27 protein-coding genes are annotated in these 21,464 nt (G+C 57.8%); 15 read left to right on the forward strand and 12 right to left on the reverse strand.

The annotated features are described in order from the left end of the window. Positions 1–257: 257 nt before the first annotated feature. Positions 258–551: an AbrB family transcriptional regulator gene (locus SD70_RS38210; protein ID WP_231571268.1), complete on the reverse strand. Its 294-nt coding sequence runs from the start codon at positions 549–551 to the stop codon at positions 258–260. Next, positions 544–1,221: an AbrB family transcriptional regulator gene (locus tag SD70_RS38215; protein ID WP_231571269.1), complete on the reverse strand. Its 678-nt coding sequence runs from the start codon at positions 1,219–1,221 to the stop codon at positions 544–546. The genes SD70_RS38210 and SD70_RS38215 overlap by 8 nt, the downstream gene beginning before the upstream one ends. A gap of 203 nt (positions 1,222–1,424) precedes the next feature. Between SD70_RS38215 and SD70_RS17435 the strand changes: the two genes are divergently transcribed. Beyond that, entirely contained in the window at positions 1,425–1,670 is a 246-nt protein-coding gene (locus tag SD70_RS17435; RefSeq protein ID WP_041048812.1) for a GlsB/YeaQ/YmgE family stress response membrane protein, read from the forward strand. A gap of 29 nt (positions 1,671–1,699) precedes the next feature. Here SD70_RS17435 and SD70_RS17440 read toward each other — a convergent pair whose 3' ends face one another. Genes SD70_RS17440 through SD70_RS17450 form a run of 3 tightly spaced genes read right to left on the reverse strand, consistent with a single transcriptional unit; the run spans position 1,700 to position 3,408 of the window. Further along, the gene (locus SD70_RS17440; RefSeq protein WP_041048813.1) at positions 1,700–2,041 is read right to left on the reverse strand and encodes a YrdB family protein; all 342 of its coding nucleotides are present in this window, start codon (positions 2,039–2,041) and stop codon (positions 1,700–1,702) included. A 48-nt stretch (positions 2,042–2,089) separates the two neighbouring features. Continuing rightward, entirely contained in the window at positions 2,090–2,770 is a 681-nt protein-coding gene (locus tag SD70_RS17445; protein ID WP_041048814.1) for an MBL fold metallo-hydrolase, read from the reverse strand. Then, positions 2,767–3,408 carry a TetR/AcrR family transcriptional regulator gene (locus SD70_RS17450; protein ID WP_041048815.1) on the reverse strand — a complete coding sequence of 214 codons (642 nt, stop codon included), beginning with the start codon at positions 3,406–3,408 and terminating at the stop codon, positions 2,767–2,769. Before SD70_RS17450 ends, SD70_RS17445 begins: the two co-directional genes overlap by 4 nt. Positions 3,409–3,609: 201 nt before the next feature. On the opposite strand from SD70_RS17450, the gene SD70_RS17455 reads away from it, so the two are divergent. Both SD70_RS17455 and nagA read left to right on the forward strand, forming a co-directional pair. After that, positions 3,610–4,224: a class I SAM-dependent methyltransferase gene (locus SD70_RS17455; protein ID WP_231571270.1), complete on the forward strand. Its 615-nt coding sequence runs from the start codon at positions 3,610–3,612 to the stop codon at positions 4,222–4,224. Between the two features lie 14 nt (positions 4,225–4,238). Further along, a complete protein-coding gene (gene nagA, locus SD70_RS17460) occupies positions 4,239–5,390 on the forward strand; it encodes an N-acetylglucosamine-6-phosphate deacetylase (protein WP_041048816.1) in 1,152 nt (383 codons plus the stop codon). A gap of 151 nt (positions 5,391–5,541) precedes the next feature. On the opposite strand, the gene SD70_RS17465 is transcribed toward nagA, so the two are convergent. Then, entirely contained in the window at positions 5,542–6,696 is a 1,155-nt protein-coding gene (locus tag SD70_RS17465; RefSeq protein WP_331436804.1) for an MFS transporter, read from the reverse strand. Beyond that, positions 6,582–6,971, reverse strand: a complete 390-nt coding sequence (locus tag SD70_RS38220) for a hypothetical protein (protein ID WP_231571278.1) — start codon at positions 6,969–6,971, stop codon at positions 6,582–6,584. Before SD70_RS38220 ends, SD70_RS17465 begins: the two co-directional genes overlap by 115 nt. Positions 6,972–6,994: 23 nt before the next feature. Between SD70_RS38220 and SD70_RS17470 the strand changes: the two genes are divergently transcribed. Genes SD70_RS17470 through SD70_RS17485 form a run of 4 tightly spaced genes read left to right on the forward strand, consistent with a single transcriptional unit; the run spans position 6,995 to position 9,681 of the window. Next, complete coding sequence (locus tag SD70_RS17470) at positions 6,995–7,906, forward strand: ArsR/SmtB family transcription factor (RefSeq protein ID WP_041048818.1); 912 nt, start codon at positions 6,995–6,997, stop codon at positions 7,904–7,906. Between the two features lie 15 nt (positions 7,907–7,921). Then, a complete protein-coding gene (locus SD70_RS17475) occupies positions 7,922–8,179 on the forward strand; it encodes a YkgJ family cysteine cluster protein (RefSeq protein ID WP_041048819.1) in 258 nt (85 codons plus the stop codon). 38 nt (positions 8,180–8,217) lie between these two features. After that, the gene (locus tag SD70_RS17480) at positions 8,218–9,192 is read left to right on the forward strand and encodes an MBL fold metallo-hydrolase (RefSeq protein ID WP_052487569.1); all 975 of its coding nucleotides are present in this window, start codon (positions 8,218–8,220) and stop codon (positions 9,190–9,192) included. 12 nt (positions 9,193–9,204) lie between these two features. Further along, positions 9,205–9,681 (forward strand): DinB family protein, encoded by a 477-nt coding sequence (locus SD70_RS17485; protein WP_041048820.1) that lies wholly within the window; start codon positions 9,205–9,207, stop codon positions 9,679–9,681. Positions 9,682–9,694: 13 nt separating this feature from the next. Here SD70_RS17485 and SD70_RS17490 read toward each other — a convergent pair whose 3' ends face one another. Then, on the reverse strand, positions 9,695–10,447 hold the full coding sequence (locus SD70_RS17490) for an alpha/beta hydrolase (protein ID WP_041048821.1): 753 nt from the start codon (positions 10,445–10,447) through the stop codon (positions 9,695–9,697). A 279-nt stretch (positions 10,448–10,726) separates the two neighbouring features. Here SD70_RS17490 and SD70_RS17495 point away from each other — a divergent pair, with 279 nt between their 5' ends. After that, positions 10,727–10,927, forward strand: a complete 201-nt coding sequence (locus tag SD70_RS17495; RefSeq protein WP_041048823.1) for a cold-shock protein — start codon at positions 10,727–10,729, stop codon at positions 10,925–10,927. 65 nt (positions 10,928–10,992) lie between these two features. On the opposite strand, the gene SD70_RS36145 is transcribed toward SD70_RS17495, so the two are convergent. Beyond that, the gene (locus tag SD70_RS36145; protein ID WP_156158072.1) at positions 10,993–11,313 is read right to left on the reverse strand and encodes a hypothetical protein; all 321 of its coding nucleotides are present in this window, start codon (positions 11,311–11,313) and stop codon (positions 10,993–10,995) included. Between the two features lie 602 nt (positions 11,314–11,915). Here SD70_RS36145 and SD70_RS17500 point away from each other — a divergent pair. After that, positions 11,916–12,857 carry a GNAT family N-acetyltransferase gene (locus SD70_RS17500; RefSeq protein WP_041048825.1) on the forward strand — a complete coding sequence of 314 codons (942 nt, stop codon included), beginning with the start codon at positions 11,916–11,918 and terminating at the stop codon, positions 12,855–12,857. Positions 12,858–13,246: 389 nt separating this feature from the next. Here the strand turns inward: SD70_RS17500 and SD70_RS36150 are convergent, their stop codons facing one another. Then, positions 13,247–13,402 (reverse strand): hypothetical protein, encoded by a 156-nt coding sequence (locus tag SD70_RS36150; protein ID WP_156158073.1) that lies wholly within the window; start codon positions 13,400–13,402, stop codon positions 13,247–13,249. Between the two features lie 206 nt (positions 13,403–13,608). Between SD70_RS36150 and SD70_RS17505 the strand changes: the two genes are divergently transcribed. Further along, the gene (locus SD70_RS17505) at positions 13,609–13,977 is read left to right on the forward strand and encodes a CidA/LrgA family protein (protein WP_041048826.1); all 369 of its coding nucleotides are present in this window, start codon (positions 13,609–13,611) and stop codon (positions 13,975–13,977) included. After that, positions 13,967–14,647 carry an LrgB family protein gene (locus tag SD70_RS17510; RefSeq protein ID WP_041048827.1) on the forward strand — a complete coding sequence of 227 codons (681 nt, stop codon included), beginning with the start codon at positions 13,967–13,969 and terminating at the stop codon, positions 14,645–14,647. The genes SD70_RS17505 and SD70_RS17510 overlap by 11 nt, the downstream gene beginning before the upstream one ends. 189 nt (positions 14,648–14,836) lie before the next feature. Here SD70_RS17510 and SD70_RS17515 read toward each other — a convergent pair whose 3' ends face one another. Further along, complete coding sequence (locus SD70_RS17515; RefSeq protein WP_331436805.1) at positions 14,837–15,781, reverse strand: DctP family TRAP transporter solute-binding subunit; 945 nt, start codon at positions 15,779–15,781, stop codon at positions 14,837–14,839. Beyond that, the gene (locus SD70_RS38225; protein WP_231571271.1) at positions 15,754–15,912 is read right to left on the reverse strand and encodes a hypothetical protein; all 159 of its coding nucleotides are present in this window, start codon (positions 15,910–15,912) and stop codon (positions 15,754–15,756) included. The genes SD70_RS17515 and SD70_RS38225 overlap by 28 nt, the downstream gene beginning before the upstream one ends. A gap of 102 nt (positions 15,913–16,014) precedes the next feature. On the opposite strand from SD70_RS38225, the gene SD70_RS17520 reads away from it, so the two are divergent. The 4 genes from SD70_RS17520 (at position 16,015) to dctA (ending at position 21,303) form a co-directional block, all read left to right on the forward strand. Further along, positions 16,015–17,616: an ATP-binding protein gene (locus SD70_RS17520; RefSeq protein ID WP_041048828.1), complete on the forward strand. Its 1,602-nt coding sequence runs from the start codon at positions 16,015–16,017 to the stop codon at positions 17,614–17,616. Then, entirely contained in the window at positions 17,609–18,319 is a 711-nt protein-coding gene (locus SD70_RS17525) for a response regulator (protein WP_041048829.1), read from the forward strand. Before SD70_RS17520 ends, SD70_RS17525 begins: the two co-directional genes overlap by 8 nt. A gap of 259 nt (positions 18,320–18,578) precedes the next feature. Next, positions 18,579–20,000 (forward strand): NAD-dependent malic enzyme, encoded by a 1,422-nt coding sequence (locus tag SD70_RS17530; protein ID WP_041048830.1) that lies wholly within the window; start codon positions 18,579–18,581, stop codon positions 19,998–20,000. Positions 20,001–20,007: 7 nt separating this feature from the next. Then, positions 20,008–21,303 (forward strand): C4-dicarboxylate transporter DctA, encoded by a 1,296-nt coding sequence (dctA, locus tag SD70_RS17535; protein ID WP_394297983.1) that lies wholly within the window; start codon positions 20,008–20,010, stop codon positions 21,301–21,303. Positions 21,304–21,464: the final 161 nt, after the last annotated feature.

Below are 21,464 nucleotides of genomic sequence, written 5' to 3' on the forward strand. Positions count from 1 at the left end.
CTTCAATCACGCCCAAGATGCAATCTCTGTCCAGATCCAATCCCCGTCCGCGATTCACCCCAAAGTGCGGACTCCGGCTACGCCCTCGATCCAATCCCCGTCCCAATCCCGACCAACGCCCGCGATCCAATCAAAGCCCGATCATGCCTGCATGTTTCGCCGCGCCATAAACCGGAACAACCCTTTCAGCGCCGCCGAGACGACGAAATAAATGAACAGCAGCCGAAAAGTCTGGTATCCCCGACACGATGGACAAGTCAGCCCCCGACCTCATGCGCCATAATACCCATTTGATCCATGCCGCCGGGGGCCAGGCTCAGGAAGCTCGTCGGCAGCGAAATGGAATGGATGCGGCTCACGATGGTGCTAAACCATAGCGAGCCCGCGATAAGAACGGCTCCGCCGCCGAACGCCAGCGTGATCGTGCGGGCTTTGCGCTCCAGCTGCCCCGGCTGCAGCAGCAGCCCGACATAGCTGCCGATCATGAACTGCGACGCGTTAAGCAGCGGGGTAGGGAGGGCGGGACCGTGAAAGCCGGAAAGATTAACCACAGCCGTTGCGATCATCGGCCCGAGCATATAGGCGGTCGGCAGCTTGATTTTTTTTGCCGGCCCACGCGCTTGCAGCGCATATTGCCATAAACAGGACGAACTTGAGCAAAAACGCGCCCCACGCCAGCTGCGGGGCATGCGCCGCCTGAGCCGCCGCGGCAGCCGCATGCTCCCCGCCGAGAAGCGGGCTGAACAGCAGAAGCGGAACGCAAAAGACGATCATCATGACCCGGATCACCTGGAAAAACGTAACGACGGTCAAGTCGATATGCGTAAACTCTTCCGCGAGCGTAATCATTTGCGTCAGTCCGCCGGGCACGCTCGCCGTCATCATCGTCGGGAAATCGATGCCGGACAGCTTGGAGCTCACGATGGCGATGACCGTGCAAAGAGTCATTAGCAGCACCGTCATAAGCAGCATGGAGGGAAGCTCGCGGACGACTTCCGCCAGCGCGCTCTTCGTCAGCGACAGCCCCATGGAGTAGCCGACGAGCAAAATGCCGACGTCCCGGATATAACCGGGCCAGGCAAGCGGCAGCTTGAGCAATTTATTCCCGATCAGCACAGCGATCATCGGCCCGAGCAGCCACGGAATCGGCATATGAATGAGCGTAAAAACGAATACGCCGGCCAAGGCGGCGAGGCAAGTCAAAATAACAGATTTCAGCATGGCGCGTCACATCCGCTTCTTCTTTGTCGTCGAACATAAAGAGTTAGACCGGGACTCCTTGACGAGAAGGGGTCCCGGTCTTTTATCCGATTGCTTCGATTTATTTAGCCTACCGCTTTTGCGCGGCGGTTGTCAATAGTTGGCGGAAAGCCCGAACCGTTCGTCCTTCGCCTTCATAGGGATAGGATAGAGGTGAATTTGCGATGCTGAGTGTCATCATTTCCATCGTTATCGCTATAGTGATCGGATACATCGGGGAGGCGCTCGTGAAGTTCAGCATGCCGGCCGGGATACTCGGGGCGATGATCGCCGGTTTCGTCGGTTCATGGCTCGGCACGCTGCTGCTCGGCTCGTGGGGGCCGGTCATCGCCGGATTTCCCGTCGTTCCTGCCATTGCCGGGGCGGCACTGTTCGTGTTTTTATTAGGGCTGATCGCCAAGAAGCTATGAACGGCCGCACATGGATGCGGCAACAACGTTCATAGCTTCAATACATACACCAAAGCCGTCTCCACCACCGCTGCAGCCGCCATGGCCATGGCGAGAGAGCTTCTCCCGGCTGCGTACAAAGCGGCGGAAGCCAGCAGAAATACGACGAGCTTGAGCGCAGTGCGGGCAGGGATAGGGACGATGGAAAATGACGCCTTTGGAGCGAGGAACAGCCCCCAGACAATGGCGACAACGAGCGGGGCGCCGATGCCGATGGCGATTTTCGCCGCCACCCCGGCATTCACGTGGAAGCCCCAATAGCCGAAAGCGGCCAGCGATGCAAGTTCAAGCAGAAAAAAGAAACCCAGTACGATGCTTTCGATAATAATCATCAATTTTCGCTCCTTGGATGATTTGTTTCTGCTTGGCATCACGTACGGTCACGCATTCGCTCCGATTCGTTTCCACGCTTGCTGCCGGTACGCCTCGATCTGCTCCGCCGGATGCAGCACCGGTCCGCCGTGGCACACCTCAAGCCGGGCCGGGCGAAGCCGGTCGACAATGGCGCTGCTGCGCACGGCTTCCGCCATGTCCGCAGTAAACATCGCCATCGGACGCCGGATTGTGCCACGCTTGGAGGTAAAGAGGTCGCCCGCGAGCAGAACGCCGGCCTCCGGCTCGTAATAGGCGACGTGTCCCGGCGAATGGCCCGGGGTGTGGTACGGCACGAGGCCGCCGACCGGCAGCAGGCGGTCTCCTTCGCTTTCGAGCGGAAGCACGTCTCCGGGCGCGATGACGGGAACCGCTTTGCGCCGGCGCGGATAAGGAAGACGGCCTTCCATGTACGGAATCTCGTCCGGATGAGCGTACACCGGCACCCGGTGCACGGCGAGCACCCGCTTCAGGGCGCCAATGTGATCGGAATGCCCGTGAGTCAAAACGACTCGCCGCAATTGGAGCCCGGACTGTTCCACGAACCGCAAAATGCCGCCCGCCATTGCCGGAATGCCGGCATCGATCAGCGTGAGCCCATCCTCGTCGGCAACGGCCCATACGGTTACAGGAATGATGATCCAGGTTTTCAAGCTCCATACCCGGTTTGAAATGGCTTCGATTTTCATTGTTTGCCAACCTCCTTGTTGGATTGCAATGCGTTAAATCCGAGCATCAACACCGCGACGGCTTCGTCGAAGGTTGGCGTCAAGCGCTCCATCAGCGCGTCCGCAGACTCTTTCGAATGGGAGTAGGTGGCCGCAATGCCGTGGATTTGGTAAAAATAAATCCGGCTGCAAGCGAGCAGCCGCTCGCCGTCGGGCAAGCCGAGCGCTTCCCCCAGCGTCCGCCGCAGCAAGTTAAACAAGCCGAGCCGCAGCCGGTTGATCTCGGAGGACGGGGAAGCCGTATCGACCCGTTCCGAGTTCACACCGAAGAAGATTCCGTACAGTCCGCGGTTGCCGAGGCAGAATTCGATAAATACCCGGCTCAGCTTCTGCATCCGTTCCACAGCGGAAGCGCCCGGCTCGCTTGCGGCTGTCTCCATCCGTCCGCGCAGCTCTTCAAGCGGCGGAACGGACAAATGATGCAGCAGCGTCTCCTTGTCTTTGAAGTAAATGTAGATGGTCGTATGGGAGCAGCCCGCTTCCTTGGCGATCTCCCGCATCGTGACCGCTTCGTAGCCTTTTTCCCCGAACAGCTGCTTCGCCGCCGCTACAATGGCGGCCTTCGTTTCTTCCGCGCGTTTTTCCTGCAGGCGTGGCATGGACGGTGTTCTCCTTTCGGCGACGAGTTGCCGCCGTTTTGTATCACTATTAATAACCTATGGTTATATAATAACCAATGGTTACTATTGCGTCAAGCGGCATGTAACCAAATGGACGGCGCAAGCCGTTTAATCTTGCGATCCCGGGGTGTTATACTTGGCGTATGGAGCGGAAAGAAGCCGTCAAAGGAGGTTGTTGCTGTGCTGTCGGAAACCAAGATCAATTTGGCTAAAGCGTACGATGAGGATGCGCATCGCAGGTCGCAGTCTACTGCAGCCGAATGGAAAGTGAGGGAGCGGGGCGCTTTTGCGGAGTTGCTGCGGCAGGAGGGCAAAACGGCAGTGCTGGAAATAGGCGCAGGCACGGGGAGGGACAGCCGCTTTTTCAAGGACTGCGGCTATGAGGTAACTAGCACCGATTTGTCTCAAGAGATGGTGCGCTATTGCCGGGAGCAGGGGCTAAACGCTATGGTTATGGACTTCTATAACCTGGAGTTCGCGGACGAAAGCTTCGAAGCGGTTTATGCCCTTAATTGTTTGCTGCACGTGCCCAAGAACGAGCTGGGGGGCGTCCTGCTGGAAATCCGAAGAGTTTTGAAACGCGGCGGCATTTTTTATATGGGGGTGTACGGAGGCCGCAAATCGGAAGAAATTTGGGACGACGATTGGTGCGAGCCGAAGCGGCTGTTTTCTTTCTATACGGATGATGCGATCCAGGCTGCCGTGAAGGAGTATTTTGACGTCGAGGATTTTCACGCCGTTCCTTTGGAAGCGGGCAAGCCGCATTTTCAATCGCTTATTGCCAGGAAGCGCTGACAAGGAGGGATCTTATGACCGCAACATTGATCCGAAACGTACGCCTGATTGACGGCCCCGATCCGCGGCCGGGATGCGTACTCGTGCGCGGCACGGCTATCGAAGCGGTTGCGGCTGGCGATCATGCGGCCGAGTATGCGGCTGACCGGGAAATGGACGGAAACGGCCATATGCTCTTGCCGGGCATGATCGACGTACATATTCACGGCGCCGATGGCTACGACATGATGGACGGCACGACCCGCAGCGTGGAGGCGGTATCCGCCGCCTGCGCGCGAACCGGCTGCACGTCGTTCCTGGCGACCTCGGTATCTTCGTCGATTGAGGACCTAATGGCGATGATTTCTAGCGTTTCACGGGTAGTCGGCAAAGAGCCGGGTGCCCGCATCGCCGGCATCCATATCGAGGGTCCGTATTTGAACGCGAAGCGGAAAGGGATGCAGAACGAACAGTTTTTGCGCCATCCCGACCTCGAGGAGATGAGTGCGATTGTACGCGCAGCCGGACCGCTCGTCCGCATGGTGACGCTGGCGCCGGAGCTGCCGGGCGGGCTGGACATGATCGCGTTTTTGAAGGAGCGCGGCATTATCGCGGCTGTCGCCCATTCGGATGCCACGTATGAGGAAGCGAAGATGGCGTTCCGGACGGGAGCGAGCCATGTCACTCATTGCTTCAACGGCATGCGGCCGATTCATCACCGCGATCCCGGGCTGATCGTGGCCGCACTTGAAGAACGCGATGTCAGCGTGCAAGCGATCGTCGACGACGTCCATCTTCATCCGGCCATCGTCCGCTTGCTGCACCGGGAAAAGGGGCCGGACAACATGGTGCTGATCACGGACGCGCTTCAAGCGATGGGGCTCGGCGACGGCACATACTCGTTCGGAGGGCATGAGGTTACGGTGTCGCACGGGGTGGCCAGGCTGGCGGACGGCACGCTCGCTTCGAGTACGGTGACGATGAACGAGGCGCTGGCGAAAGCCGTTCGCGCAGGCATCCCTTTGCGGGACGCCGCCGCTATGGCGACGCAAACGCCGGCGGACCTGCTGGGCTTGACGGCAAAAGGCCGCATCGCCCCGGGGGCGGATGCGGACCTGGTGCTTTTGAACGACCGGTTCGAGGTCATGTGGACGATGGTTAGCGGGAACACGGTTTACCGCCGATAAAAACAAGCTGGTGCACTATGAAGCGGCTAAGCGGAGCATGCCGACAGCAACGCGAGCCGCTGCGCTCAGAAGCGGCTAGGCGGAGCATGCCTGCGGCAACGCGAGTCGCGTGCGGGTTCGCCCGCGGCAGCCGGACGCTTGGAGCCGTGCTTCACGACGCCGGTTTCAGCGGCTGCGCCGGCTCATCTTCGTTTGCGGCCGGTTGATTCATCTGCTTAAACATAAACGCGCTTAACAACAGCATCGCAATCCGCACAGCAACGTCGATGGCGAACACGGCTGTCGTGCCTTGCGCCTGCGTGACGGCGCCGCCGACAATGTTGCCGACAGGCAGCGAGCACCATGCCACAAGCCGAATGCTCGTCATCGCCCGGCCCATAATGTCCGGAGCGACGGACGTCTGGCGAAGCGTGATCAAGGCGATGTTCCACACCGAAACGGCGAACCCCGACAAGCCGTAAGCGGCCGCGATGAGTCCTGTATGCGATGTTGCGGCAAGAACGGCGGGCGGGATCATCCAGAGCACGAGTACGGCGACAAGCAGCTGCTTGAGCGAAAGCAGCGCCTTGATTCGCCCGTACACGAGCCCGCCCGCCACCATGCCGGCGCTCCAGCTCGCCAGAACGTATCCGGTTACGTCCGACGCCACGTGCAGCTCGCGCTGCAGCTTGTACAAGAGCGCTACATAAGTAGCCGGGATGACGAGGTTGGCCAGCATGGAGAAGATCCCCGTCGTTCGAATCAGCTTGTGATTCCATACATACGCAAAGCCTTCGCCGATCTCTGTGAGCAATCGGCGTTTTTGCGCTGTCCGTGTCTGCTGCCGTTCGCTGCGGCGCACTTTCATGATAGATACGATGGAAATGAGGTAGGTGGCTGCCGTTAACATGAGCACTTCGCTCCCGCCGAACCACGAGACGAAAGCGCCGCCGAGCACCGGACCGAGAATCTGGCTCAGCGACGTGCCGCTTTGCATGGCGCTGTTCGCGCTGCCCAGCTTGTCTTTGTCGACGATCAGCGGCAAGTAAGCGCCGTACGCTGCGTCAAACAGCGCAGCAAATGCACTGAGACCGGCCTGAACCGCGAACAGCAGCAGGACGGGCGTCTCCCCGCTTATAAAGAAGGCGACTGGCAGGGTCGACATGAGCGCCACGCGTCCGATATCCGCCCATATCATCATTTTGCTTCGGCTCAGCCGGTCTGCCCACGCGCCCGCCGGCAAAGAAAGCAGCAAATAAGGGATGAAGCCGATAGCAAAAGCGAGCCCCGTGCTGGCTGCGGACCCGGTTTTTGCAGCAGCAGCCAGGGGATCGCAAAGGTGGCGATTGCAGCGCCGAATTGGGCCAACGTCTGGCCGCATAAAAACGATACAAAAGTTCGTTCGCGCCAAATGCTGTTCATCGTATGTACTTCCTTTCGAGGCAAGTTATGGATGCGATAGCGCTGATTATAGTACATAATTTCAGAAACGTAAAGTAGTTCGTTAAATAACGAAATATATGCGCTTTCGTTATTTTTGTTGACCGCGCTTTGCGCATTAAGTAACATAGGAGCATGAGAGCAGACGGGAATTGCCGTCATACCGCCGGATGGAGGAGCTTTTCATGCAGCTGCAGTTCACCTATAAAGACACTCACGAGTTCGTCACAAGCTTTTTAACGTACGTATGCAAAAGCGTTCTTCGCCGCTCCGACCGGGACAAGAAGTGGGAAGCCGCCATCGGGAAAAAGCTGCCCGAACCGGTCCAGGCGGCGCTTGCCCAAGATGAGAAGGCCGGCAAATTCAGCAAAATGGGGTTCATTCATCTTCTGGCGGAGGCGTGCCCGTTTGCGGAAGCGGGCCAATTCGTGTCGTGGCTTCGCGAGCAAAGCGCAGGGGACATTTACGAGCATTTGTCGCCGTATATGAAGCAGTTTCCCGAGGAGCTCGGCAGCTTGCGGGATAAAATCGCGTCCTATCTCGAAGCGTGGTACGAGGCGTATTTTGCCCATATCGACCGCGAGCCGCTGAATCTGCTGCAGCAAGAAGCCGCAGACCGGATGCGGCAGCTGAAGCGTATGGCCGACGCGGACGCTTTCGTTGAGGAAGTGACGAACGGCCTCGTATTTCAAGAGCAAGAGCGGCTGCAGAAGCTCGTTTTGACGCCGCAATATCACGCCGCTCCGCTCAACTGGATTTTTACGTTCGACCATGTCACCCTGTGCCATTACGCTTTCGATACGTCGAAGTACGACGAAGAGGAGCCGTCCCGGCTGTTGAAGGAAGCGGCGAAGGGGCTGTCCGACGTGAACCGGCTGAAAATGCTCCGTTTCCTGCGCGGCGGCCCCCAGAGCTATATCGATGTGGTGAAGCATATGGGTTTGGCCAAAAGCACGGTATACGAGCATATGCTCATACTTCGCTCCGCCGGTTTGATCCGTTCTTATGTCGTCGGGGATTCGGCCGTCGCGTACGGCTTAAGACGCGAAGGGATCAGCAAACTGCAGCAGGAGCTGGATAGCTGGCTGCGAATATAAAGGGAGGGCTTGCCGTTGGAATGCAGAGTGGGCTGTGCGGCTTGCTGTATCGTAATCTCGATCTCATCGCCCATTCCCGGAATGCCGCAAGGAAAGCCGGCGGGTGTACGGTGCGTACAACTGGCGGACGATAACCGGTGCCGTTTGTTCGGCATGCCGGAGCGTCCCGCCGTGTGCGCCAGCCTGAAGCCCGCGGAGGAAATGTGCGGCCATTCGAATGAAGAGGCCGCAGCGATCTTGTCGCGGCTCGAGCGGGAGACCAAGCCTTCGTAATGCGAGCGTTGCCCATACTTTTGAGCAGGGGGACCGAAATGGCGAAATGTAATGTGGGAGACTTGCCGGAATACAAGCATTTTCGGCTTGAGCAAGCGGCGGAGGGAGTATACGCCGCCATATCGGTGCCGGGGACAGGTTCGCTCGGCAATGCGGCTATCGTCGATCTTGGCGACGCGACGCTTGTCGTGGATACGTTTCTGACGATTCAAGCCGCCGAGCAGCTGCGGGACGCTGCGGAGCGTCTGACCGGCCGGCCGGCTTCTTACGTGTTCAACACGCATTGGCACGCGGACCATACGTTTGGCAATCAAGTGTTTGCGCCTGCGGCGCAGATCATCTCTACTTCCCGGACACGTGATATTATGGCCGCGTTCGCGAAAGAACGGTTGCCCCAGCAATTGGCCGAGCCGGAAGCTCTTCACAGAGCGATTGACGAATGGGAAGAGCAAAGCAAGCAGGTGAGCGATGCCAAGCTTCGGATGGAGATGGAATGGGAAGTCGCAAGCGATCGCGAGTATATGAGAGCGCTCCCTAATGTCGTCTATACGCTGCCGGCGATCACGTTCGAGCAGCAGATTACGCTGCATGGCAGCCGGCGGAGCGCGCAGCTGATCACATACGGCGGGGGACATACGCAAAGCGACGCTTTTGTCTACTTGTCGGAAGACAAAATCGCCATAACTGGGGACCTGGTGCTCTCCGGCCATCATCTCGTCCTGAGATTCGGCAACCCGCAAGAGTGGCTGCACATCCTGGATCAGGTGGAAGCGCTGCAAGCGGAAATTATCGTACCCGGCCACGGGCCCGTTTGCTCGCCGGACGCGATCGGTAAGGCCCGGACCTATTTGAAAGATATGTTCGCTTTGGCCGAACACCTCGTGCGAAGCGGAGGCAGCCCGGACGCGGTGCAGGTGCCGGAAGCTTATCGAAGCTGGTATTTTACATCGGACTTCAAAACGAATCTGGAAGTGCTTTGTGCGAAGCTGACTGAATCAGCCGCCGAACAATAAGGAGGAAAACGCATGCTCACGGCCAAAGACGCGATTATATACAATTTCCGGGAAACGCGCCGGCGTTCCATCCTGTGCTGGAGAGCGATACCGAAGGAGATGCTGGACTGGAAGCCGGACGGCGAAGCGATGTCGATCGGGGAGATGATCCGGCATGTATGGACCGCCACCTATTGGTACCAGCGTATATTGATGAACCGCGGTTCCTTGCAAGCGGAGGAGAGCGGCCCTTTCGACTCGATCCCGGTTACCGCCGCGGAAACGGAGATCGAGCTGTCCGAGCCGTATTTTCAAGATTTTCTGACGTATGTGTCAGGATTGGCGGAAGAAGACATCAGTGCGGCAGTCATTGACCGAAGCGACGTCGGCTACCGCCGCACCCTCGGCGACATGCTGCTCCGGATCGCTTATCACGAGTCCGTGCATACGGGGCAATTGCTGCAATATATGCGGATGGCCGGACTGGACAGGCCGAAAGTGTGGGACTAGGCCGCCGGCGCCGCTAGCCGATAATCCGATTGACAAAATGGTAAATGTCCGAATAAAGCTGATCCCGGTCATGATCCGTTAAAATGGCGTGGGTCGAATTCGGGTAATATTTAATGGCTTTAAAGGGCGAGGACGTATTGCCGTAAATGTAATCGGCGCTTCTAGGATGCACCACTTCGTCCCGGCTTCCCTGCGTAATGAGGAGCGGCGTTCTTACTTGCGCCAAGGAGCGCTTCACATGGCTCAGCAGAAACCACAGGCTGATCAAACATTGCAGCGGAGGCTTCGCGTAATAGAACGATTCGGCTGCGGCAGGAGCGGCGGGAGCGGACTTGGAGGAGTTGCCCAGCCACTGTTTCATCACTTCGACGCAAGCGAGCCGTTTCTGGATATATATCGGGGTCGACAGGCATACGGCCCCGTCCACTTTTTTTTCCACAGCGAGCTTTAGCGCCAGCAGGCCGCCCATCGAGTGGCCGACTGCGACGATTTTTTTGCCGCCGAAGCGGATGACGTCTTCATAGGAGCTCACGATGTGCGCCCACCAATCGGACCATCTCGTCCTGGTCATGTCTTTGAGCGTCGTGCCGTGTCCCGGCAGTCTTACCGCATGCACCGTGTATCCGTGCCTGTTCAAGTAATGCCCGAGCCGGCGAAATTCCAGAGGCGACCCGGTGAAGCCGTGCACCATGAGGATCATGGTCGAAGCCCGCTCTCCCGCCCCCGGCAGCAGAAAAGGCGCCGTCAGTTCTTCGATGGATTCCATAGCGACCGCTACCCCCGTTTCCTGAGCGTAATGTCTGGATGAACAGGAATATTATTGACCAGCGGCGGAAGCGGTTATGTACGGCCGGGGCAGACAGCGGCGGCGAGGAGTTGTATTGAGCTGGGAAACGTGGTATGATATCGGTAATCGCAAGTGATAACCTGATTCACATATGGTCCAAGGTTCTCATGGGATCGCGGGTGCCTTTGACAATATGTGAATTTTTATTTGTCGAAAATAAAGAGTCATGTAAATAAGGTAATGAGGAGGTAATTAGCTATGCAAGAAGGTACAGTAAAATGGTTTAACGCGGAGAAAGGCTTCGGCTTTATCCAGGTTGAAGGCGGCAACGACGTGTTCGTGCACTTTAGCGCCATTCAAGGCGAAGGCTACAAGTCGCTCGACGAAGGCCAGCGCGTACAATTCAACGTTGTGCAAGGCAATCGCGGCCCGCAAGCCGAGAACGTCGTAAAGCTGTAAGCCCCGGCAAAATGCTGCCCTTAACGACCACGTTAAGGGCAGCATTTTTTTTGCAAGTTGAAGCGTTAGAGTGCATTGAAGATCATGGTGCTGCGGCTTGAAAAGCTTCTCGGATGACGAAGCGTTACCGGGATGGATCGGCGCAGATTGGCGATGATGGAGTTAGGCTTGAATGGATTCGGACAGGCGGGGCTGTCCTGTAGGCGGGGCTGTCCTGTAGGAAAAGCTGCCCGTCTGCAAAGCTGTCCTGTAAGAAAAGCTGCCCGTCTGTAAAGCTGTCCAGCAGGGTAAAGCTGCCCGTCTGCAAAGCTGTCCAGCAGGTAAAGCTGCCCGTCTGCAAAGCTGTCCTGCAAGTAAAGCTGCCCGTACACAAAGCTATCCTGCAAGTAAAGCTGCTCGTACCCAAAGCTGTCCTGCTTAAAGAACCGATGCGCTATGCAGCGTCTTGCGGGGCGCTATTAAGCGACGATTTGACGGAATGAATGGGTAAGGCCCGATTGTGCTCTATATAGCGACGAAAATTCGCATGGAACGACTTTCACGACGCTAAAGGCTGGTCTTTCCATTTAGGCTGAAAATCAGCGTCTGTGAAGTCTCTGATTAGCGAACAAGGGCTCTATTTCCTCCTCCAGCGGCGTCTGTTCGGAACAGGGGCCGGACTCGGGGCCTTTTCTTCCGTGTTTCCATCGAACCGTCGTTACATTCCGCCATGAAGCGGAAAGAGTATCGTACTGGAAGGCGCTGGCATCTTGCGGCAAACGTGCCTCATCTCGTCAGGCGGGCACCTGTACCAAGCGGTTTCGCTTGGCAAGACACATACGTCAGTTTTTAACGTCTTACGTTCGTTTAGACCGCGATCGGCATAATCAAATCGGCGCCCGATTAGCGCCAAGGGGAATCGCCCGTTGACAAACGAAACGGGAGCGCTTACACTAATCTTGTATAATGACCGACCAGTCGGTTTGATGAAGAGAGGGTGGCGCGAGCTGTGGAATCGTTAAGCATCAAGCTAATGAGCGAATGCACGTTAACCGATGTGCTGCAGGCATGGAACGAAGGCTTCAAAGGGTACTATGCGAATGTCGCGATGACCGCCGACGCCTTCCTGGCGCGGATGGCCAACGAGAGCTTGTCGGCCGAGCATTCCGTCGTGGCGTTCGCAGACGGCGTGCCGGCGGGTATCATCGTGAACGGGTTCCGTACGATAGGCGGGGAGCGGGTGGCATGGAACGGCGGGACGGCAGTCGCCCCGGAACACAGGCGGCGCGGCGTCGCCAGGGAGCTGCTGGAGGCGTCTTTCGAGCTTTACCGCAAGCAGCAGGTCACTCTTGCCACGCTGGAAGCGATTGAGGACAACGTGAAGGCGATCGCCCTGTACAAGGACATGGGGTATTCCGTCGCAGGCAGCTTGCTGATTATGCAGCGGAAGGCCGGCAGCGGGGAACAGGCGGCGAATTCGGAGGAGGCGCCGCATGCGTCAGGCGCTACGGATGCGGCGGCAGGGATGGCAATTGCGACGGGGGCGGCAGTCCGTTACACGGTGCGGCATTGCAGGCCGCAAGAGGCCGCCCGGCTCGATTTTTACGAACCGCTGACGCCATGGCAGACGCAATGGGCGAGCGTACGGGACGGTGAGGCTGTCGTTTTGTGCGATGAGGAAGGGAACGCTGCTGCCTATGCCATTTTCAAGCGTGTTTTCGATGCCGGACTTGCCCATGCGTCGACAACGCTGTACCAATGTGCAGTGCAGGCGGGCCGGCCGGACCGTGAAGCGCTTCTGCGCCGCTTGCTGGGGCAAGTGCTCGGCGCAGAGGCGGGGCTGCCGCAGCGGGCGTTCAACATTCCGGCAGACCACGAAGCGATCGCTTTGCTGCAGGAGGCCGGATTCGAAACGAACGTGTCCCAGGTGTATATGACGAGAAGGGTGTAGGCAAGAAGACTAAGCTTGCTGCATAAACAATCGCAAACATTCAGACTGCCCGAGAAAGGCGCAGCGGAGGATGGGAATGTGGGCCCTGGGAGCTACAAGTTTTGCGTAGCAAAACTCGCTTCGTAAGTATCAGCCTTTGAACTCGTGTTCCGTCCCACTGGTTTCAAATTCAGGGGAACACGAGTGAGGGCGATGCCGGGGACCCACATTCCCATTCCGCAGCGCAGCCCTAAGCTCCCGAAACATTACAATTGCATCCAAGCAGATCGAAAACCTTGAGCGAGGACGGTCTATTTTTCTGCGCTCTTCTTTCCAAATAGTTTACAGTCCCAGGCCAGGAGCATTATCCTGCTTACCGGCCTTACGAAATCCCCGGACTCGGCTGAGGCTTATCCTTCATCCAGCGGAATCCACGTTACGCTAATGTTGAAGGCAAGCACGAATAAAAACAAAAACGCGTTCTCCTGTTTCCGAATGCTGCAGGGGGAGGTTATATACGAGGCGATAACGAACCACGTGATGTTCAAAAAAATGATGAAAGCCATAGCATGGAGTCTCTGGCCTCTCTGCCTAAACCAAGATTACTCCTAGTGTGGCGATTTCTTCCTTGCTCTAACCTTCCCAGGGGTGCGAGCAGACCATGCTCCGCCGTGAAGCACAAGCTTTCGGCGGAGCCATTTTTTCCTGCGGATCCGCCCGCATTCCGCTATAATACTAGTGACGTAAATGCGCTAGAGAGGCGGTACCCATCTTGCTCGGACTCGTCATTTTACTCGCTTTCGAGGCGGCCGGCTACGCCGTTCGCCTGCTGCTTCACGTTCCGCTTCCGGCGAACGTGATCGGCCTCATTTTGTTCACGCTGGCGCTGCAGTTCGGGCTTGTGCGGCTGGCGTGGGTCGAGGCGGCAGCGGAATTTCTCGTCAAGCATCTAATGCTGTTTTTCGCGCCGGTGATCGTCGGAACGATGGCGTTCTGGCCGTATTTGAAAACGCAGCTGCTGACGGCGGCGCTTAGCCTTACGCTCAGCGCTTTCGTCGTGCTGCTCGTGACCGGGAAGGCGATGCAGCTGATCGGGCGGCGCAGCCGGGGAGAGGAGCGCGAGCATAAGCATGAACTTTAACGATCCGCTGTTCGGCATAGTCGTTACGGGGCTCGCCTACATGGCCGGGCTTGCGGTCAACCGCAAATGGCCTGCGATCCATCCGCTGCTCGTCGCTGCCGGCGGAATTATCGTATTTCTGGCGGCCACGGGGATTCCGTACGAGGCGTACAAGGTCGGCGGCGATTGGATCGAGGTGCTGCTCGGCCCGGCGACGATCGCGCTCGGCGTACCGTTTTATAAAAATATGCGGAGGCTAAGGCACTCACTGGCGCCGCTGCTTGCTTCCGTGTCGGCGGGAACGGCGGCCGGGATGGCGAGCGCGGCTTGTCTCGTATGGGCGCTGGGCGGCGACCGGACGCTTGTGCCGGCCATGATGGCCAAGTCCGTTACGACGCCGATTGCGATGGACATCGCCCGGATGCTGGGCGGCAAGCCCGAGCTCGCCGCAGTGTTCGCCGTCATTACCGGCCTGTTCGGCAGCGTGTGCGGTCCGGCCTTCCTGAAGCTGTGCGGCGTCCGCGACGACGTATCCGTCGCCGCCGCTGTCGGCACGGCCGCGCACGGCATCGGCACCGGGCGGCTTGTGCGCGAATCGGAGCTGCGGGGCAGCGTGAGCGGGCTGGCGATGACGATCGCCGGGATCGCCGGCAGCCTTTTTGCGGCGGTGCTGGCTTTGATCGGAGGGTAACAAGGCAGGCATCCCGGATACGCCCGGCATCCCGGCCCCCGGCTTGCCACACACGCCCGGCATCACCTGCATTCCCCGCATGCCTGCGTCCTCAGCCCGGGCATTCCGACATATCTCGCAATCCTGGCGTCTCGGCCATGGACGGCGACATCGCGATTGACATCGCGCTAACCATTTATGCGGAGGGTCCTACTGAATCGCGGGAACCGTATCGGCGTATTTGAGCCGGATTTGCTCCAGATCGCGCATGGAGTCCACGCCGATGACGTTCCCGTACTGGTTGATCACGGGCTCGAACGCGCGGCGCCACTCTTCCCGCTCGGCTTTGCTCAAGCGGTATATTTGCATTTGCGAATTCGCCTGCATGTCCTGCCACTGGCTCCGGTTGACGAGAACCGCATTGCGGTTCGCCCACTCCGTCGTTTCGTCTACCGCTTCTTTGACGCTTTGCCGGATGCGGGGCGGAAGCTTGTCCCAGAACGTTTTGTTAATGAGCACTCCGTAGCCGAGGTAGCTGTGGTTCGTCATGGTCAAGTATTTTTGCACCTGGAACATTTTTTTGGAATAAATGTTCGAAATGCTGTTTTCCTCCCCGTCGACAGTGCCATTTTCCAGACTTCGGTATATTTGGTTGAACGGGATCGAGAACGTCTTCGCCTCGAACAACCGGTATTGGTCCTCGATCACTTTGCTCGGCTGGATGCGGAATTTCTGCCCTCTCAGATCGGAAGGGTGCACGATCGGACCTTTGTTGCTGGTGATCTGGCGGAAGCCGCCGTTCCAAAAAGCGAGGCCGACAATTTGTTTGGACGCAAGCGAAGCAAGCAGCCGTTTGCCGATATCGCCGCGAAACGCGTCGTTAACGGCATCGTCGGAAGGAAAGGCGAACGGGAGGTCGAAGATCATCCATGAAGGGTCGACTTCGGAAATGTTGGAGAAGCTGGGCGCAATCATTTGCACGTTGCCGTTTTGCAGAGCCTGCACTTCATCGGTCTCGTTGTACAGAATGCCGTTCGGAAACAGCTCGACCTTGACGCTTTGCTTCGTCTTCTGTTCGACCAGTTCGGCAAATTTCAGCGCCGCCTGGCCTTTCGGCGTATTTTCCGCTACCGAATAACTGAATTTGATGACGATGTTTCGGCCGAGACCGGTTTGTCGTCGTCGATGGCAACGGGGCCTGCGGAAAGCTGGTTGTAAAATCCGACGATGAACGCAGCCAAGAGCCCTATAACGACGAACAAACCGATTCCCAAATACCCCTTCATGCCTGCCTCCTGCGAATGCGAGTCGATACCCGATATTATGAATTCAGTGTAACATAAGTTATGATGGTGAAGGAAAGCGCGCTCATTTCGAGGTGGCTATAAGTGATTCGACGAATCGGCATCAAGTGGAAAATCACCCTGTTTTCGTTCTGCATCGTACTGTTCGCCATTTGCATCGGCGGAATTATGCTTACGGGCTATGTCGTCAATTTGCAGGAGGAGGAGCTTGGCGGACGGCTGCTCGTCACCGCCCGGACCGTGGCCGAGCTCCCTTCGGTGGCGCAAGGCTTGTCCGTTCCCGCCGACAGGGCGGGCCTGCAGAGCGTGGCGGAACGCATTCGCATCGTGAACGATGTCGATTATATCGTCGTCATGGATATGAACGGCATCCGCTATACGCATCCGTCGCTCTCGTTAATCGGCACGCCGTCCGGCGGCACCGACGAAAGACCTTCGTTCGCCGAGCACACGTATTTGTCCAAGGCGAAGGGGGAGCTGGGCACGGCGCTGCGGGCGTTCGTCCCGGTTATGAACGCAAACCGCGATCAGATCGGGGTCGTGCTGGTAGGAAAGCTGCTGCCGAAAATTTCCGAAATCGTGGCGCAGATGAGGGGAGAAGCGTATGTCGTCGCGCTGTTCACGCTTTTGTTCGGCGTATGGGGCTCGTGGCTGCTCGCGATCCATATCAAAAAACAAATGTTCAATCTCGAGCCGTCGGAAATCGCGCGTCTCCTCGTCGAACGGACGGCCACGTTTCAGGCGATGCACGAAGGAATCATTGCGATCGACAGCCGGGAGAACGTGACGATTTTCAACGAGAAGGCGCAGGAAATGCTCAAGATAAGCGAAGACGTGGTCGGGAAGCCGATTCGGGAAGTGTTGCCGGAGTCGCGGCTGCACGAGACGCTGCAGCTTGGCGAACCCGTTCACAACGAAACGCTGCTCATCGGTTCCGTGCCGATGATGGCGAGCCGCGTTCCGATTACGGTACGGGGCAAAGTAGTGGGGGCCGTAGCCGTCATGCAGGACCGGACGGAAGTGGCCAAAATGGCCGAGGAGCTGACCGGCGTGCAGGCTTTCGTCGAGGCGCTCCGCGTGCAGAGCCACGAGTACAAAAACAAGCTGCACGCCATCGGCGGCTTGCTGCAGCTGGATAATAAGCAAAAAGCGATGGACTATTTATACGAAATTACGGAGCAGCACGAGGAACTGAGCCGCTTCATGAACAAACGGATTCACAGCGACAGCATTACCGGGCTCCTGCTCGGCAAAATCAGCCGCGGCAAAGAGCTCGGCATCGACGTCAAGCTTGACGATCAGAGCTGGATGGAGACGCTGCCGGAAGCGCTCGATACGCACGACATGGTCGTTGTGCTCGGCAATTTGCTGGAGAACGCCTTTGAAGCGCTGCAGAAGCAGCAGGGCAAGAAGGAAGTTCTGATCAGCATCGAACAGGACGACGAAGTGTGTTCGCTGCTCGTTGAAGACAACGGCTGCGGCATGAACGAGGAGACCAAAGCGCGCATTCTGGAGCGAGGCTATTCGACCAAAGGCGAAGGCCGCGGCATCGGCATGTATTTGGTCGGCAACGTGCTGAGAAAGGGCAGCGGGCGGATGAAAATCGAGTCGACCGAGGGCGGTGGAACAAGCATTATGATCACGTTCCCGATGAAGCGGAATGGAGCGGTGACGGCTGATGATTAAAGGGCGGCCGCAGCATTTTCGCGTTGTGTTGATTGAAGACGATCCGATGGTGCGGGACATTCACCGCCAATTTATCGAGCAGACGGCCGGATTTGCCGTCGTCGGCACGGCCGGCAACGGAGCGGAGGGGGCCCAGCTCATTCGCAGGCTGCACCCGGACTTGGCGATTTTGGACATTTTCATGCCGATGCAGGACGGACTCGAGACGCTGCAGCAGCTGCGCTCCGAGCCTGTCAACGTCGACGTTATCGCCATTACGGCCGCGAACGACACGCAGACGATCCGCAAAGTGCTGCAGCTTGGGGCAGTCGATTACATCATGAAGCCGTTCAAGTACGACCGGGTGAAAAGGGCGCTCGAACACTACCGCAACCTGCGGACGCAGATCGAAGCGCGCGCAAGCTTGTCGCAGACGGACCTGGACCGCATGCTGCAGCACGGGGACGGCGGCAGTGGCGGCGGCTCTGCGCCGAATGCGCTGCCCAAAGGGCTGCAGGAGCAAACGAAGAACCAGATTATGGGCTATTTGCTCGAACAGGAGGAGGCGCGTTCCGCCGAAGAAGTGGCGGACGGCGTCGGCATTGCCAGAGTGACGGCGCGGCGGTACTTGGAGCATTTGGAGAAGAGCGGCGTGCTCGCTCTCGACGTCCATTACGGCAGCGTCGGCAGGCCTGTCAACCGGTACCGGGTGAAGCGAAAATAACGGCATACGTATTGCGAGGCGATCCGCTTTTTTGGGATCGCCTTTTTGTTGTCGTTATGGCTATTGCGGGTTATGGTGCCGGATGCGCGACTTTGTATCATGCTAGCGGGCGGTTGGCGCGGCAGTCTTTGCCCCCTTCTCCCGAGACCTAAAAGACCAAAAAGGACAATATGGCCAAATGATTCCCCGATCGGAGTGAAAGCGATATCATGTGAATCTGAAGCGCCCGCAGCTTATACGGAAAGGAGCCGGTAACCTTATGTCGATTCCGACAGGCGCGAATACGAGCGTCATTATAAGACTGGAACTGCAAAAAGAGAAGGCGTCGTTCGGATCGATCGCCACCACGATCAGCGAGTCCGGCGGAGATATCGTAGCTATTGACGTCGTGCGTACCGATAAACATGCGACCGTGCGGGATATTACGGTCAACGTTTTTGATGCGAAGCATACCGACTTGATTGTCGAATTGGTCGGGAAGCTGGACGGAGTTCGCGTCGCGCACGTCTCGGACCAAACGTTCCTGCTTCATCTGGGCGGGAAAATCGAAACGAATCCGAAATTCCCGATCAAGAACCGGGACGATCTGTCGCGGGTATACACCCCGGGTGTCGCAAGAATATGCACGGCTATTGCGGAGAAGCCGGCGCTGGCCCATTCTCTGACGATCAAGAGGAACACGGTTGCTGTCGTCTCCGACGGCTCGGCAGTGCTCGGTCTAGGCAATATCGGACCCGAAGCGGCGATGCCGGTAATGGAGGGCAAGGCGATGCTGTTCAAGCAGCTGGCTGGGGTCGATGCGTTCCCGATCTGTCTCGCTACGCAAGACACCGACGAAATCGTCCGCATCGTGAAATCGCTCTCACCGACGTTCGGGGGCATCAATCTGGAAGATATTTCGGCGCCGCGCTGCTTCGAAATCGAACAGCGCCTCATCGAAGAGCTCGACATCCCCGTGTTTCACGACGATCAGCACGGGACGGCGGTCGTTATTCTCGCCGGCCTGCTCAACGCTCTGAAGCTCACGGGCAAACAGCTCGCCGATTGCAAAATCGTCGTTTGCGGCTTAGGCGCGGCAGGCACGGCATGCGCCAAAATGCTTATCGCCGCCGGAGCCGTCAATATTGTCGGCGTCGACCGGCACGGCGCTATCCAGCGCGGCGGGACGTACGACAATCCGGGATGGCAATGGTTCGCCGAGCATACGAATCCGCACGGAGAAACGGGCTCGCTGCCCAATGTCATTCGCGGCGCTGACGTATTTATCGGCGTCTCGGGTCCGGGAGTGCTCAAAGCGCACGACGTTCGGAACATGGCGGCCGATCCGATCGTATTCGCCATGGCGAACCCGACGCCGGAAATTTTGCCCGAAGAAGCGGAGCCTTATGTGCGGGTTATGGCGACGGGAAGATCGGATTATCCGAACCAGATTAACAACGTGCTGTGCTTTCCGGGCATGTTCAGAGGGCTGCTCGATTGCCGGGCCTCCCGCGTGACCGAAGAGATGAAGCTCGCCGCGGCCAAAGCGATTGCATCCGTCGTGGAGGGCGACGAGCTGAACGAGTACTACATCATTCCGACGGTGTTCAATCACGAAGTGGCCGAACGGGTGCGCAGTGCGGTAGTGGCCGCTGCGTACGAATCGGGAGTGGCGCGGAAAAAGCGCGAGAAGAGCAATTAAATCCGAAATGGAGGGTATCCGAATGAAACTGTGGAAAAACTTATCGCTTCAAGTGCTGGCCGCCATTATTATCGGTATCGTTGTCGGCATGGCATTCCCGCAATGGGCGGATACGTGCAAGGCGATCAGCGACATTTTTATCAAAATGATCAAGATGGTCATTGCCCCGATCGTGTTCTTTACGATCGTCGTCGGCTTCGCGAACATGGGGGACATGAAAAAAATCGGCAGAATCGGCGGCAAGGCGCTGCTGTATTTTGAAATCGTGACTACGTTCGCGATGGCTATTGGAATCGCTGTCATGTATGTAATCAAGCCTGGCGCAGGGATGAGCCACAGTGCCGTCAAAGCCGCCGACGTGGCGAAATATACGAAGCAAGCGGCGGAATCGAGCCACGGCTTCATGGACTTCCTGTCCAGCGTCGTTCCCGACAACGTCATGGGCGCTTTTGCCAAAGGCGACATGCTGCCTGTGCTGTTCTTCTCCGTACTGTTCGGTCTTGCTATGGCCGCGCTCGGAGAAAAGTCCAAGCCGGTAACGGCACTGTTCGAGCGGCTGAACGAAGTGTTTTTCCGCCTCGTAGCCCTTATTATGAAAGTTTCTCCGATTGCGGCTTTCGGCGCGATGTCCTACACGATAGGCAAGTTCGGGGTCCACTCGCTGTTCTCCATCGGCAAAATGATGGGTTCCGTCTACCTGACCATGCTTCTCTTCGTCGTCATTGTTCTCGGCTCGATAGCCCGCATGGCCGGATTCAGCCTGTTCAAACTGCTCGCCTATATTAAAGAAGAGCTGCTGCTCGTGCTGGGAACTTCTTCTTCCGAATCGGCATTGCCGAGGGTCATGGAGAAGCTGGAAAAGTTCGGCGCTTCGAAGTCTGTCGTCGGTCTCGTCGTTCCTACCGGGTATTCGTTCAACCTGGACGGCACTTCGATCTACTTGTCGATGGCGGCGATCTTTATCGCGCAAGCGTACGGCATTCAGCTGACCGTAGTGCAAATGTTGGTGCTGCTCGGCGTGCTGATGCTGACGTCCAAAGGGGCGGCAGGGGTTACCGGCTCCGGCTTCGTCACGCTGGCGGCAACGCTCGCGGCAGTTCCGAACAACGTCATTCCGGTCGAAGGGATGGCGCTGCTGCTCGGCGTAGACCGCTTCATGTCGGAAGCGCGCGCGATTACGAACATTATCGGCAACAGCGTAGCCGCCGTCGTCATCGCCAAGAGCGAGAAAGAATTCAACCCGGGACAAGCCGGGAGCGAGGAACAGGATATAGCGATAACGAATCAGAACGTGGCTATATAAGGAAAATCGACAACCGCCGTTATGGCCTGCAGGGGGCCGCGGCGGTTGTTTTTCGTTTGGGTCGTGCTCGGTATGCGTTTCCCGCGAAGCGTACCGGCCAAACGTACCGGCCAAACGCACCAGCAAAACGCACCGGCTAGACCGGTAAGCACGCAAGCCGC

This window comes from Gordoniibacillus kamchatkensis, from assembly GCF_000829455.1.
Taxonomy (GTDB): Bacteria; Bacillota; Bacilli; order Paenibacillales; family NBRC-103111; genus Gordoniibacillus; species Gordoniibacillus kamchatkensis.